The 13,952-nt window shown below is 71.6% G+C and carries 13 protein-coding genes; 8 read left to right on the plus strand and 5 right to left on the minus strand.

Annotated features, from left to right (window positions below; all coding sequences use genetic code 11):
- Positions 1 to 156 precede the first annotated feature (156 nt).
- The gene (locus CP983_RS38505; protein ID WP_125526576.1) at positions 157 to 1,107 is read left to right on the plus strand and encodes an ROK family protein; all 951 of its coding nucleotides are present in this window, start codon (positions 157 to 159) and stop codon (positions 1,105 to 1,107) included.
- A 501-nt stretch (positions 1,108 to 1,608) separates the two neighbouring features.
- Here CP983_RS38505 and CP983_RS38510 read toward each other — a convergent pair.
- A complete protein-coding gene (locus CP983_RS38510; protein WP_150504838.1) occupies positions 1,609 to 3,636 on the minus strand; it encodes an NPCBM/NEW2 domain-containing protein in 2,028 nt (675 codons plus the stop codon).
- Between the two features lie 204 nt (positions 3,637 to 3,840).
- Between CP983_RS38510 and CP983_RS38515 the strand changes: the two genes are divergently transcribed.
- The 3 genes from CP983_RS38515 to CP983_RS38525 all read left to right on the plus strand — a co-directional run bounded on the left by CP983_RS38515 (position 3,841) and on the right by CP983_RS38525 (position 6,389).
- Complete coding sequence (locus CP983_RS38515; protein ID WP_150504840.1) at positions 3,841 to 4,827, plus strand: TIGR01777 family oxidoreductase; 987 nt, start codon at positions 3,841 to 3,843, stop codon at positions 4,825 to 4,827.
- 42 nt (positions 4,828 to 4,869) lie between these two features.
- Complete coding sequence (locus CP983_RS38520; RefSeq protein ID WP_107911695.1) at positions 4,870 to 5,199, plus strand: hypothetical protein; 330 nt, start codon at positions 4,870 to 4,872, stop codon at positions 5,197 to 5,199.
- Between the two features lie 146 nt (positions 5,200 to 5,345).
- Positions 5,346 to 6,389, plus strand: coding sequence for an NUDIX hydrolase (locus CP983_RS38525; RefSeq protein WP_150504842.1), 1,044 nt, complete (start codon positions 5,346 to 5,348; stop codon positions 6,387 to 6,389).
- Here the strand turns inward: CP983_RS38525 and CP983_RS38530 are convergent.
- Both CP983_RS38530 and CP983_RS38535 read right to left on the minus strand, forming a co-directional pair.
- Positions 6,356 to 7,414 (minus strand): protein kinase family protein, encoded by a 1,059-nt coding sequence (locus CP983_RS38530; RefSeq protein ID WP_150504844.1) that lies wholly within the window; start codon positions 7,412 to 7,414, stop codon positions 6,356 to 6,358. The genes CP983_RS38525 and CP983_RS38530 overlap by 34 nt on opposite strands.
- Before the next feature lie 25 nt (positions 7,415 to 7,439).
- Positions 7,440 to 8,795: a dipeptidase gene (locus CP983_RS38535; protein WP_125528828.1), complete on the minus strand. Its 1,356-nt coding sequence runs from the start codon at positions 8,793 to 8,795 to the stop codon at positions 7,440 to 7,442.
- Positions 8,796 to 8,928: 133 nt separating this feature from the next.
- Here CP983_RS38535 and CP983_RS38540 point away from each other — a divergent pair, with 133 nt between their 5' ends.
- Positions 8,929 to 10,185: a geranylgeranyl reductase family protein gene (locus CP983_RS38540; protein ID WP_125528827.1), complete on the plus strand. Its 1,257-nt coding sequence runs from the start codon at positions 8,929 to 8,931 to the stop codon at positions 10,183 to 10,185.
- A 28-nt stretch (positions 10,186 to 10,213) separates the two neighbouring features.
- Here CP983_RS38540 and CP983_RS38545 read toward each other — a convergent pair whose 3' ends face one another.
- The gene (locus CP983_RS38545; protein WP_150504846.1) at positions 10,214 to 10,663 is read right to left on the minus strand and encodes a nitroreductase family deazaflavin-dependent oxidoreductase; all 450 of its coding nucleotides are present in this window, start codon (positions 10,661 to 10,663) and stop codon (positions 10,214 to 10,216) included.
- Between the two features lie 134 nt (positions 10,664 to 10,797).
- Here CP983_RS38545 and CP983_RS38550 point away from each other — a divergent pair, with 134 nt between their 5' ends.
- From CP983_RS38550 to CP983_RS38560, 3 genes are all read left to right on the plus strand, one after another.
- On the plus strand, positions 10,798 to 11,490 hold the full coding sequence (locus CP983_RS38550) for a TetR/AcrR family transcriptional regulator (protein WP_189748843.1): 693 nt from the start codon (positions 10,798 to 10,800) through the stop codon (positions 11,488 to 11,490).
- Between the two features lie 130 nt (positions 11,491 to 11,620).
- On the plus strand, positions 11,621 to 12,865 hold the full coding sequence (locus tag CP983_RS38555) for a sensor histidine kinase (protein WP_150504848.1): 1,245 nt from the start codon (positions 11,621 to 11,623) through the stop codon (positions 12,863 to 12,865).
- On the plus strand, positions 12,862 to 13,527 hold the full coding sequence (locus CP983_RS38560) for a response regulator transcription factor (RefSeq protein ID WP_107911678.1): 666 nt from the start codon (positions 12,862 to 12,864) through the stop codon (positions 13,525 to 13,527). The genes CP983_RS38555 and CP983_RS38560 overlap by 4 nt, the downstream gene beginning before the upstream one ends.
- On the opposite strand, the gene CP983_RS38565 is transcribed toward CP983_RS38560, so the two are convergent.
- Positions 13,488 to 13,772: a DUF6332 family protein gene (locus tag CP983_RS38565; RefSeq protein ID WP_107911676.1), complete on the minus strand. Its 285-nt coding sequence runs from the start codon at positions 13,770 to 13,772 to the stop codon at positions 13,488 to 13,490. The genes CP983_RS38560 and CP983_RS38565 overlap by 40 nt on opposite strands.
- Positions 13,773 to 13,952: the final 180 nt, after the last annotated feature.

Genomic DNA, 13,952 nt, shown 5'->3' on the forward strand with positions numbered 1-13,952 from the left:
GATGTGGCGTCGAGCATAGAGCCTGGACAACGTTGTCAGATCCGGGAGACACTGTCCACCGCAATCTCCGGCCTGCGTCCCCACCGCGAGACCGGCTCTTCCAATCCCCGTGGCAGACGGGGAATTCCGAATGGTTGACGGGGAGAACTGACACTGATGCACACCGACCTCGTGGCTGCGCTCGACATCGGCGGCACCAAGATCGCCGGAGCGCTGGTGGACGGCCACGGCACGATCGTGGCCCGGGCCCAGCGTGCCACGCCGGCGCGGGAGGACGGCGAGACGGTGATGCGGGCCGTCGAGGAGGTCGTCGGCGAACTCACCGTGTCGCCCCTGTGGGGGCATGCCACGGCCCTCGGTATCGGCAGCGCGGGCCCGGTGGACGCCTCCGCGGGCACTGTGAGCCCGGTGAACGTGCCCGGCTGGCGCGACTATCCCCTGGTCCGGCGAGTCCGCGAGGCGGCGGGCGGCCTGCCCGTCGAGCTGATCGGCGACGGGGTGGCCATCACGGCGGCCGAGCACTGGCAGGGAGCGGCGCGGGGCCACGACAACGCGCTGTGCATGGTCGTCTCCACAGGTGTCGGCGGCGGCCTGGTGCTGAACGGCCGTCTGCACCCCGGCCCCACGGGCAACGCGGGCCACATCGGCCACATCAGCGTCGATCTGGACGGCGATCTGTGCCCGTGCGGGTCGCGCGGCTGCGTGGAGCGCATCGCGAGCGGCCCCAACATCGCCCGCCGGGCGATCGAGAACGGCTGGCTCCCCGGCCCGGACGGCGACACGTCCGCCGCAGCGGTGGCCGCCTCCGCCCAGGCCGGCGACCCGGTCGCCGTGGCCTCCTTCGAGCGCGCCGCGCAGGCCCTTGCCGCCGGCATCGCGGCCACCGCGACCCTGGTCGAGATCGACATCGCGGTCATCGGCGGCGGAGTGGGCAAGGCCGGCGACGTCCTCTTCACCCCGCTCCGCAAGGCCCTGAGCGACTACGCCACCCTGTCCTTCGTCCAGCGCCTCACGATCGTCCCCGCGCAGATGGGCACGGACGCGGGCCTGGTGGGCGCGGCGGCGGCCGCGCTCGCCCGGAAGGCGGACGCGGCGGCGAGCGTTTGAGGGCGGAACGTTCACTCACCGCCGCGAGGCCTGCGGCCGCGGGCCGCGGGGGCTGGCCGCGCAGTTCCCCGCGCCCCTAAATGCAGGGTGTTGCAGTGGGCCTGCGCCGCGACGTGACCGCAACCGTCACAACCGTTGCGCAGTTCCCCGCGCCCCTAAAAGCGGGGGGTTGCAGTGGGCCTGCGCCGCGGCGTGACCGCAACCGTCACAACCGTTGCGCAATTCCCGCGCCCCTAAAAGTGGGGAGCCTGCGTCGCGATGTGACCGTAGATGGCACAGCCGATGCGCAGTTCCCCGCGCCCCTAGGGAGTCGCAGTCGCCCACGGCGGTGAGGGGACGTGCCGGGGGGTGTCCGCCCGCAGCGGCGGGCGTCAACGCCGAGCACCCTTACAAGCGAGGGCAACCGCCCGACCGAGGACGGACACCCCCCGGCACGGCCCCGACCCACCCACCGGCCGTGGGTGCTGGGCGAACCCCCACCCAGCACCACCACCCCCTCGCTCAGCAGCTCAACCGAGCCTCGGCCCAGTCACCGTGGTCCGACGTGATCCCGTCGCCGCCGTCCGTGGCGACCAGCCGGACGACCTGGGCGCCTGTCACGTCGGCCGTGATCGGCCGGCCCGGCATCGCGTTGGTGAGCACCCCGGACGACGCGGCCTTGACGCCATCCGCCCAGATCTCGAATACCACGCTGCCGTCCGCCCCCTCCTCGTCGTCCACACCGACCCGAGCGGTCACCGCCTCGCACGCACCGCCGGCGTAGTACTCGATGGCACTCTCGGCATGAACCCCCAGCCCCGTCCCGTACACGACACCGCCGATCGTGATCGGATTCCCGTCACCGGCGTCACTCTCACCGTTGCTGGTGTTGCGCTCGACAGGCCCCCACCCGTTGGTGGCCGACAGCCAGGCGAGGTCACCCAGCCCGGACGTACCCGAAGGCGGCGCCACCACCACGGTCGCGCTCACCGGCAGCACGCTGTCCACACGGACACCCGCCGGCGAGCGATAACTCGCCTTGAACGTGAAGCCGTACGACCCCACAGGCGTCCCCGCCGGCGCCCTGACCGCCCACTTCGTCCGCAGGGACCGACCGGTAGGGAGCGAGGCCGACGAGGTCGGCGAAGTCGCCTTGACGGACCAGCCCTCAGGCCCGGTCAGCGCAACGGACACACGCTTGGCAGCCGTGCGCCCGAGGTCCGTGACCGTCGAGGTCAGCGCGGCCGCCCGCCCCGCCTCGACCAACGTACCGCCCTCCAGCCCGAGTTCAACGGCAGGCGGATGCTGCGCCCACCGACCGTCGGCCTGCACACGCACCAGAACCGTGCCGTGCGCGGGCACGGTCGCGGAGATCGTGCCCGCGGTGTTGTAGCTACGGTGCTGCCACAGGTCACGCATCGTGTACGCGTCCGCGTCCGGCAGCCCGACCGCAGCCGCGCTCGTGGTGATCCGCTGAGCGCTGCCGGACTCGTTGAACAGTGCCACTGCACGGCTCCCGTCCCGCATCTCCTTCGCGACGACCCACCGCCCGCCGGCCGAGGAGACGACGGCCCCCTGCTTGCCCAGCGGGTCCTGGTCCACCGCGATGACCTCACGGTTGCCGAGGATCTCGAAGGTCTCCTCGGAGGCCGACCGCAGATCGGAGCCGATGAGCAGCGGCGCCGCCATGACGGCCCACATCGAGAAATGCGACCGGTACTCGGTGTCCGTCATGCCGCCGTTGCCGACCTCCAGCATGTCGGGGTCGTTCCAGCGGCCGGGCCCGGCGTGCGGTGCGAGCGGCAGGTTCTGCTTGAGGATCGACAGCATCGAGCCCCAGTTGTCGCTGATGTCCCCGGTGGTGCGCCACAGCTGCCCGACGTCGGCGGCCCATTCCCACGGCTTGTTCTCGCCCCATTCGCAGATGCTGTAGACGATCGGCCGCCCGGTCGCCGCGAGTGCGTCGCGCATGGTCGTGTAGCGCTGCTTGGCGTCCACGCCCTGGTTGTTGCAGTTGTCGTACTTGAGGTAGTCCACACCCCAGTCCGCGAACTGCTGGGCGTCGCTGTACTCGTGGCCGAGCGCGCCGGGGAACCCGGCCGTGTTGCAGGTCTTGGTGCCCGCGCTCGTGTAGATGCCGAGCTTCAGGCCCTTGGCGTGCACATAGTCCGCGACCGCCTTGATCCCGCCGGGGAAGCGGACAGGGTCGGGCACGAGCTTGCCGTTCTCGTCCCTGCTGGGCAGGGCCCAGCAGTCGTCGAGGTTGACGTACTCGTAGCCGGCGTCCTTCAGGCCCCTCTCGACGAAGATGTCCGCGATCCCCTTGACCATGGCCTCGTTGAAATCGGCCCGGCAGTGGGTGGAGTTCCAGTTGTTGAAGCCCATGGGCGGGGTGAGCGCGAGCCCGGCGTCCACGGCGGGTGCAGCGGCCGGTGCGGTGGCCGGTGCCGCGACGGCTGCGGGGGCGGCAAGCCCCGTCGCGCACAGCACCCCCGCCGCGAGCGCGCCGACGAGCCTTCTCCGGGTTGTGCGGGTGTGAAGGTGACGCATCGTCACGTTCCTCCGTACCTGCGAAAGCGGGATGACGCGATGACGACATGTACGCGTCATAGTTCGCTCACGGTAGAACCTGTCGGAGTGTGTTGGAAAGTGGTGCGTAGCGGAACCTGTGGACCTGGCGCATTTTCGGCGGTGCGCGTTTTGAACGCGTTCAACATTCTGCGATAGGCTCACTCCCACACCGAGGGGGAGCCGATGAAGATAGTGATTCCCGGAGGAACCGGGCAGGTGGGCGCGATCCTCAACCGCGCGTTGAGCGCGGCGGGCCATGAGGTCGTCGTCCTGACCAGGCGGCCCGCACACGAGCGCGAGGTCGCGTGGGACGGGCGGACATGGGGGCCGTGGGCCGAGGAGATCGACGGCAGCGACGTCGTGATCAACCTCGCGGGGCGCAGTGTCAGCTGCCGCTACACCCCGGCCAATCTGCGGGACATGATGGATTCGCGGGTGCACTCCACGGAAATCGTCGGCGAGGCGATCGCCGCTGCCGCCCGGCCGCCCGGGGTCTGGCTCCAGATGAGCACGGCCACCGTCTACGCCCACCGCTTCGACGCCCCGAACGACGAGGCGACCGGCGTCATCGGCGGCAGCGAGCCCGACGTGCCGGACTACTGGTCGTACAGCGTCGAGATCGCCAGGGCCTGGGAGCGGGCGCAGGAGGTGGCCGACACGCCGCACACCCGCAAGGTCGCCCTGCGCTCCGCCATGGTCATGAGCCCTGACCGCGGCGGCGTCTTCGACGTTCTGCTCAGGCTCGCGCGGCTGGGGCTCGGCGGCCCGGTCGCGGGCGGCGGACAGTACGTCTCCTGGATCCACGACCGGGACTTCGTGCGCGCGGTCGAGTTCCTGGTCGAGCGGGACGACCTGCGCGGACCGGTGAACCTCGCCGCTCCCCGGCCTCTGCCTCAACGCGCGTTCATGCGGGAGCTGCGCTCGGCCTGGGGCATCCCCGTGGGCCTGCCCGCGACGAGGGCGATGGCCGAGCTCGGCGCGTTCGCCCTGCGCACGGACACCGAGCTCCTGCTGAAGAGCCGGCGTGTCGTCCCCGGCCGGCTGCTCGCCGAGGGCTTCGACTTCGCGTACGCCGACTGGCCGGAAGCGGCCGGCGATCTCGTACGGCGGCGCCGCGGCGACCGGGACCGGGCCGGGGCTGAGGGTGCGCTGGTGTCCGGTTCGTCCTGAGGTGGGGCGTGACTCCAAGGCCGTTTCACAGTTGAACCGGTCATGAAGAAGCGCAGCATGCTCGCCATTGCCTCCCTGGCCACCGGATTCGTCGTCGCGGCGGTCACTCCGTCCCACTCGGTCGAGAACTCCGGCACCTCCGGCACCGGGTCCCCTTCGGCCGGACTGCCCGGCACCACCGGTGGCCAGGTCAAGGCCGCCGGCCTGGACATGACCGGCAAGAAGCTCGGCGGCCTCGGCACCACCGGTACGACCAAGCTCGCCGGGGTCAACGTGGACCAGGCGCTGGACACCTTCGGCAAGGCGATCAACCGCGAGACGGACCGGGCCGTGAACAACGCCCCGCACGGGAAGCCCGGAAAGAAGGGCTGACGAGCCCGCCGACCCGACCGCACGGCGCCGCTGCCCCGCATCCGAGGGGGCTCCGGCGCCGTTGTCATGCGCTCTCTACGAGAGCTGGTTTCCGTGGCAGGGTGGAGCGGGCAAGCCACAGGGGGCCAAACAGAAGAGGGGGAAACGTGATCGTTTGGATCAACGGCGCTTTCGGTGCGGGGAAGACCACCGCCGCACGGGAACTGATCGAGCTGATCCCGAACAGCACGCTCTTCGACCCCGAGGTCATCGGCGGAGCACTCACCCACCTGCTCCCGCCCAAACACCTCACCGAGGTCGGTGACTTCCAGGACCTGCCGATCTGGCGCCGTCTCGTGATCGACACGGCAGCCGCACTGCACGCCGAGCTCGGCGGGACCCTCGTGGTCCCGATGACGCTGCTGCGCCAGGAGTACCGCGACGAGATCTTCGGCGGTCTCGCCGCCCGCCGCATCACCGTCCAGCATGTGCTCCTCACCCCGGCGGAAACGATCCTGCGGGAGCGAATAGCGGGCCGGGAGGTCCCGCCGGAGCTGCCCGACGGCGAGATACGGATCCGGCAGTGGTCGTACGACCACATAGAGCCGTATCGCACCGCGCTCGGCTCCTGGCTCACCGCCGATGCCTACCCGGTCGACAACAGCGGTCTGACGCCGTACGAGACCGCTGTCCGGATCGCCGAGGCGGTCGGTGACGGGACGGTTCCGGTCTGCGACATCGTGCAGACGCCCGAGCCCACCGCCGAGACCCTCGCCGCGGGCGTCCTCCTCTTCGACGAGCAGGACCGGGTGCTGCTCGTCGATCCCACGTACAAGCCCGGCTGGGAGTTCCCCGGCGGTGTCGTCGAGCGCGGTGAGGCACCGGCGCGGGCGGGCATTCGTGAGGTCGCGGAGGAGACGGGGATACGACTCGACGACGTACCGCGCCTTCTGGTCGTCGACTGGGAGCGGCCCATGCCTCCTGGCTACGGCGGTCTGCGGCTGCTCTTCGACGGCGGCCGGCTCGACTCCGAGGAGGCTGGGCGTCTGCTGCTGCCGGGACCCGAGCTGCGCGACTGGCGCTTCGTCACCGAGGAGGAGGCCGCCGAACTGCTGCCGCCGGTGCGCTACGAGCGCCTGCGCTGGGCGCTCAGGGCACGTGAACGCGGGGCGGCGCTCTACCTGGAGGCGGGCATTCCGCAGCCTTCCTGAGCGAGCCGCAGCTCCGCGTCGGGGAACGGGGTCAGCCTGCTCTCGTTCTGGAGCTGCCGGGCGAAGTCGCCCATGACGGCGGCGAGCGGCGCGTAGCGCTCGATGATGCCGGCGGCGGCCCGCGGGATCCCCCGGGCCGGCTCGCCGTCGGCGCAGGCACGCACGAAGGTCTCGCGGCCGTCCCGGTCATGGCCGTACAGGGCGGTCGCGAGCCAGTTCACGTAGTGGAAGGCGGTGTATACGCGGTCGTAGTCCCGGTGCCGCTCGAAGAAGTCCCGCTCCTGCGGGGTGAGCGGGAAGCGGGCGGAGAGGGCGAGGCCGTAGTCGGCGAGGTACAGCCGCTGCCCGTCGGTGAGGAAGTTCTGGAAGTGGGCGTCGAAGTGCAGCAGGCGCTCCTCGCGCAGGAAGCCGGTGACGGCCGTGAGCTCCTTGTCCACGAAGGCGCACGCGGCGTCGGCGTCGTCCGTGCGCACCCGGGCGTCCAGCCAGTCGCTCAGGGTGTACGGCACGTACTCCAGAAACAGCACCAGGCTCGCCGACGCCGTCCGCAGCCCCTCCAGCCGCTCGCGCACCTGCGGGCCGCCGCCCCAGAAGGCGACGACCCGCTCCAGGTCGGCGAGCAACTCGTGGGGCGGCTGCGGGGTGTCGGGCAGGACCCGCCAGTGATGGGTCAGCGGGAAGCCCTGGAACCGGTCGGCCAGTACCCAGTTGGTGGTCATCGTGTGCACGGCGAGTTCGCGCCAGGCACCGAACCCCGGGCTGCCGATCCCGTAGTGGAAGTAGGCAGGCAGGTCCAGCAGGTTCGCCGTGGAGCGGACGTTCTCCGGCCGCAGCTCGACGTCGGTGAGCGGCACCCGCTTCACGAACACCTGTCCGCCGTCCACCTCGACCAGCGCCGAACGCCCGCCGATCCCGGTGCCGAGCGGTGTGCCCGACTCCACGAGAGCGGCGAGTTCACGGTCGGAGAGCAGCGCGAGCGACGTGGCGATCTCGGTGTGGGCGGCGAGGCGTTCGGTACGGGTCACGCACCCATCCTCACCGCCGCGACCCTCAACTCGCCGCGTAATTCCGCAGGAACAGCGCCTCGGCGACCGACAGCCGCTCCAGCTCCTGCGGCGACACGCTCTCGTTCACGGCGTGGATCTGCGCCTCCGGCTCGCTCAGGCCGATCAGGAGGATCTCCGCGTCCGGGTACAGCGCGGCGAGGGTGTTGCACAGCGGGATCGAGCCGCCCTGGCCGGCGTACTGCATCTCCTGGCCGGGGTACGCCACCGCCATCGCGTCCGCCATCGCCTGGTACGCCGGGCTGCTGGTGTCGGCGCGGAACGGCTGGCCCTGGCCGGTCTGCTCGGTGCGCACCCGGGCGCCCCACGGCGTGTGGTTCTCCAGGTGGGCCTGGAGCAGCTTGGTCGCGTCGGCCGCGTCCACGCCCGGCGGCACCCGCAGGCTCAGCAGGGCACGCGCGCTCGACTGCACCGACGGGGTGGCGCCGACGACCGGCGGGCAGTCGATGCCGAGGACCGTGACGGCCGGGCGGGCCCAGATGCGGTCGGCGACCGTGCCGGAGCCGAGCAGCTCGACGCCGTCGAGGACCTTGGCGTCGTCGCGGAACTGCTGCTCGTCGTACTGGAGCCCCTGCCACGACGACTCGCCGGTCAGCCCGTCCACCGTCGTCGAACCGTCCTCGGCGCGCAGCGAGTCCAGTACGCGGATCAGCGCGCCGAGCGCGTCCGGCGCGGCCCCGCCGAACTGGCCGGAGTGCAGGTTGCCTTCGAGGGTGTCGATCTGCACGCGCACCGAGGTCATGCCCCGCAGGGTGGAGGTGACCGTGGGCAGTCCGACGCGGAAGTTGCCCGCGTCGCCGATCACGATGGTGTCGGCGGCCAGCAGTTCGGGGTGCTGCTCGGCGTAGCGCTCCAGACCGCCGGTGCCCATCTCCTCCGAGCCCTCGGCGATCACCTTCAGGTGTACCGGCACGCCGCCGTTCGCCTTGAGCGCGCGCAGCGCCAGCAGGTGCATGATGAGGCCGCCCTTGCAGTCGGCGGCCCCGCGTCCGTACCAGCGGCCGTCGCGCTCGGTGAGCTCGAAGGGCGGGGTGCTCCAGGCGGCCTCGTCCAGCGGGGGCTGCACGTCGTAGTGGGCGTACAGCAGGACCGTCTTCGCGCCCTCGGGCCCGGGCAGGTGGCCGTACACCGACTGAGTGCCGTCGGGGGTGTCGAGCAGGGCGACGTCCTCGAAGCCCTCGGCGCGCAGCGCGTCGGCGACCCAGCGGGCGGCGCCCTCGCTCTCGCTCTTCGGGAACTGGTCGAAGTCCGCCACCGACTTGAACGCCACCAGTTCGGTGAGCTCCGCCCGCGCCCTGGGCATCAGCGAGGCGACGGTCTCGGCGACCGGATTCGACGACATGGGCACGCTCCTTGTGGGTGCGACGTTATACGTGTGAGTGCTGTGATCCTCCCACAGCGGCCTGCGACGATGCCCGCCGTAGGATGCGGGGGACAGCAGCAGCGGGCGGCTTGATCGGGAGCAGTAGACCATCGTGAGCAGCGAGAACTCTTCGGCGGACGACGTGCAGCAGGTGTGGGACGTCGTCGTGGTGGGTGCGGGACCGGCGGGGGCCTCGGCCGCGTACGCGGCGGCGGTCGCCGGGCGGCGCGTACTGATGCTGGAGAAGGCCGAGCTGCCGCGCTACAAGACATGCGGCGGCGGCATCATCGGACCCTCCCGGGACTCGCTGCCGCCCGGCTTCGAGCTGCCCTTCCGGGACCGGGTGCACGCGGTGACGTTCTCGAACAACGGCCGTTTCACCCGCACCCGCCGCTCCAAGCAGATGCTGTTCGGTCTGATCAACCGGCCCGAGTTCGACCAGCAACTCGTCGAGCACGCGCAGAAGGCGGGCGCCGAGGTGCGCACCGGCGTCACCGTCCAGCGCGTCGAACAGCACGGCTCGGCGGTGCCGGACCGGCGCTCCGTCGCCGTCGTCCTGCAGGGCGGCGAGACGCTGCTCGCGCGGGCCGTGGTAGGCGCGGACGGCAGCGCGAGCCGTATAGGAGCGCATGTCGGGGTGAAGCTCGACCAGGTCGATCTCGGTCTCGAGGCGGAGATCCCGGTGCCGGAGACGGTCGCCGAGGACTGGAAGGGCCGGGTCCTCATCGACTGGGGCCCGATCCCCGGGAGTTACGGCTGGGTGTTCCCCAAGGGCGACACGCTCACGGTCGGTGTCATCTCGGCGCGCGGCGAAGGCGCCGCGACCAAGCGGTACTTGGAGGAGTTCATCGGGCGGCTCGGCCTCGCCGGCTTCGAACCGAGCATCTCCTCCGGGCATCTGACCCGCTGCCGGGCGGACGACTCCCCGCTGTCGCGCGGGCGGGTGCTGGTGTGCGGTGACGCGGCGGGACTGCTGGAGCCGTGGACACGGGAGGGCATCTCGTTCGCGCTGCGGTCGGGGCGGCTCGCGGGGGAGTGGGCGGTGCGGATCGCCGAGGCGCACGACGCCGTGGACGCCCGGCGCCAGGCTCTGAACTACGCCTTCGCGATCAAGGCGGGACTCGGCGTCGAGATGAGCGTCGGCAAGCGGCTGCTGACGGTGTTCGAGCGCCGTCCCGGGCTCTTCCACGCGGCGCTGACCGGTCTGCGGCCGGCCTGGAAGGCGTTCATGGACATCACCCGCGGCTCGACGTCGCTGGGCGAGCTGGTCCGCGCCCACCCCATGGCCCAGCGCGCCCTGACCGCGATGGACCGCCGCCAGGCGCCGGTGGGCGACCCGGTACCGGCGGGCGACGAGGCGACCTCCTGACGGTCCCCTGCTCGGCAAGGGTGCCGGTTCACTTCTGGACGGTGATCCGGAAGACGGGGTGGTCGGGGGCGCAGGCGATGATCTCCTCGTCGGAGGACTTCGCGGTGACGCCCTGGAAGTACTGGTTGACCTCCCAGCCCCACTTCTCCAGATAGGTCCGCAGGAGCGGGAGCTTCTCCGAGTCGGGAAGCTCCACCGCGGTGAACTCGCGGACCTTGCGGCCGACCCGCAGCTCCCCGCCCCCTGCGGCACGCATGTTGCGCACCCACTGCGAGTGGCCGCGGGCCGAGACGAGGTACTGCGCGCCTTCGTGGACGTGCGGGTTGACCGGGATGCGCTGCATCCTGCCGCTCTTGCGACCGCGCACCGACATCTCCGCCGTGCCCGCGATGCTGAGCCCGTGCCGGGCCAGCCAGCCGATCACGCTGTTGAGGCGGACGTTCAGCGGACTGCCCTTGAGGTAGTACGGCGACGACATGGAGACTCCCGGAGAACGAGTTGAGAGAGCACTGCTCTCGCTTGAGAGCAGTGTGCACGAGAATGGCGATCCAAAGCAAGAGCGGTGCTCTCGATTGTGTGCACTGCTCCGTCTTTCGTGGGAGACTGCCTCACATGAGCAGCACCGCACAGGGCGCCCGCGCCCGCGCCAGGATGGAAGTCACCGCGGCCATCAAGGACGAGGCCCGCAGACAGCTCGCCGCCGAGGGCGCCGCCAAGCTGTCGCTGCGCGCCGTGGCCCGCGAACTCGGCATGGTCTCCTCCGCGCTCTACCGCTACTTCCCCAGCCGGGACGACCTGCTGACCGCTCTCATCATCGACGCCTACGACTCCCTCGGCGAGAGCGCGGAGGCCGCGCACGCGGAGGTCGCGGACGCCGGACCCGTCCGGCGCTGGTCGGCGGTGGCGGACGCCGTACGCGCCTGGGCGCTGCGCAGTCCGCACGAGTACGCGCTGATCTACGGCTCGCCCGTGCCGGGATACATCGCCCCCGACACCACGGTCCCGCCCGCCTCCCGCGTCGGCCTCCTCCTCATCGGCATCCTCCGGGACGCCCACCGGCGCGATGTTCTCGCCGAGCCGCCGGCCCTGCCCGCCGGCCTGCGCACCGAGGCCGAGCGCATGACGGCCGACCTGGCCCCCGACCTCCCCCCGGCGACGGTCGTCGCGCTCGTCGCGGCCTGGGCACAGCTCTTCGGGCTCGTCGGGTTCGAGCTGTTCGGGCAGTTCAACCGGGTCGTGGAGGACAGGGAGCCGTTCTTCCGCCATGCCGTGGTCCGGCTCGCTCACGGAGTGGGCCTGGAGTGAGCCGCGGGACCCGGCCCGAGGGGCACCGCCTGCGGAAGTCCGGGGTGGGGGACGTACTTCGCGGGGAGTACGCGTGATCACCACGCGCGGGTGACGCCGCCGGGCGGTCGGCGCGTCTAGCGTGGCGGGCATGGACGAGCAGCAGGCACGCCGCGGCGGCGGTCCGCCGATGTGGTGGCGGCACGGCCCGCCGTGGTGGAACAGGTGGGAGGACGGCGAGGAGCGCGTCCAGCGCTGGCCCTGGCGCTCCACTCTGCTGATCACGTTCTTCGTGATGGCCGGCTCGAACTACGCGGCGCGCGGCCAGCACGACCGCGAGGACCTCGACCCCTTCGCCCGCGTCCTGCTGCTCGTCGCCGGCGGACTGCTGCTGTGGCGCAAGCGCCACCCCGTGGCCGTCGCGTTCGGCACGACCGCCGCCGCCATGGTCTACCTCGGCGCCGGATACCCCTACGGACCGGTCTTCCTGACCGTCGCCGTGGCCTGCTTCAACGCCATCGTCATGGGGCACCGCAAGGCCGCCTGGACGGCGGTCGGAGTGCTCTGGGTCGCCCATGTGCTGGTGGGGCACTGGCTCTACGAGTGGCTGCCGCCCTCCGGCGACCCGGCCGCCCCCTGGGGGCAGGAGGGCGTGATCGCCGCCTGGGTCGCGGCGATCGTGGCGGTGTCGGAGCTGGCCAGGACCAGACGCGAGCAGTGGGTGAAGGAGCGCGCCGAACGGGCGCAGGCGGCCCGGCGGCGGGCCGACGAGGAACGGCTGCGGATCGCACGCGAACTGCACGACGTCCTCGCACACAGCATCTCCGTGATCAACGTCCAGGCGGGCGTCGGCCTCGCGCTGCTCGACACCGACCCCGAACAGGCACGCTTGGCGCTGACCACCATCAAGGCCAAGAGCAAGGAGGCGCTCGGCGAGGTCCGCCAGGTCCTCGACACGCTGCGTACCCCCGGCGACGCCCCGCGCGCCCCCGCCCCCGGTCTCGACCGGCTGCCCGAACTGGTCCGGCAGGCCGCGAGCGCCGGCCTCACCGTCGACGTCGAGGGCGAGCCGCCCCGCCTGGCGCCCGGCACCGACCTCGCCGCCTTCCGGATCGTGCAGGAGGCCCTGACCAACGTCGTACGCCACTCCGGATCACGGCACGCACGGGTGCACCTCGATCACGGCGACGGCGCGACACTGCGGCTGCGCATCGACGACGACGGACCCGCGACCGGCGCCGACGCGGGCGGCAGCGGCAACGGGTTGGCCGGAATGCGGGAGCGGGCGGCAGCGCTCGGTGGCACGATCGAGGCGGGCGCGCGCGACGACGGCGGGTTCCGGGTGCTCGCCGTACTGCCGCTCAAGGCACCCGCCGAGACGAAGGAGGACCGGTGATCCGCGTACTGCTCGCCGACGACCAGTCACTGGTGCGGGCCGGCTTCCGCGCGCTGCTCGACGCGCAGCCCGACATCGAGGTGGCCGGCGAGGCCGCCGACGGCGACGAGGCGCTGCGCAAGGTGCGCGAACTGCGGCCCGACGTCGTCCTGATGGACATCCGCATGCCGCTCCTCGACGGACTCGCCGCGACCCGCCGGATCACCGACGACGACGCGCTGGCGGGGGTGAAGGTGGTCATGCTCACCACCTTCGAACTCGACGAGTACGTCTTCGAGGCGATTCGCTCGGGTGCCTCCGGCTTCCTGGTCAAGGACACCGAACCGGACGAACTCCTGCGTGCCGTACGGGCCGTGGTCGAGGGCGACGCGCTGCTGTCGCCCGGTGTGACCCGCCGTCTGATCGCCGAGTTCGCCGCCCGCTCCAAGGAACCCGCGGCCGCCGACACGCTCACCGAACTCACCGAGCGCGAGCGGGAGGTGATGGCGCTGGTCGGCATCGGCCTGTCCAACGAGGAGATCGCCCGCCGCCTGGTGGTCAGCCCGCTCACCGCGAAGACCCACGTCAGCCGGACCATGGTGAAGCTCGGCGCCCGCGACCGTGCCCAACTCGTGGTGCTGGCCTACGAGTCGGGGTTGGTGCGGCCCGGCTGGTTGGGCTGAGACTCCCGGCGGAACCGCGTCAGGACGCTGACGACCCGGGCGAAGAACAGCACGACCGCGACCGTGGTGCCGACGCCGACGAGTGTGCCGCGGGTGCCCTTCGACAGGTCGAAGACGTATGCCGGCCCGACGATCGCCGCGAACAGCAGCGCCGCCGCGAACGCCGCGCTGAACAGCGCGTACCCGATCTCGACGGTGATCGCGTCCCGCTCGGCCTGACCGCGCCGTCCCCCGTGACTCTCCATCCCTCGAGTCAAACAGGGGTGTGCCCGGCGGAGCAAGCGGCTCCGCCGGGCACACATGGGAGTGCGTCCCCCCTAGGCCCTGCCGTTTGGATCATCTCGGCGTCGCGGGGCATGGCACGCACATCTGCGGCGTTGTCGTCGGTCGCCAACGCTCCGCGTTGACTCCCTCCTCCGCCTTGC

This window comes from Streptomyces chartreusis, assembly GCF_008704715.1.
GTDB classification, from domain to species: domain Bacteria; phylum Actinomycetota; class Actinomycetes; order Streptomycetales; family Streptomycetaceae; genus Streptomyces; species Streptomyces chartreusis.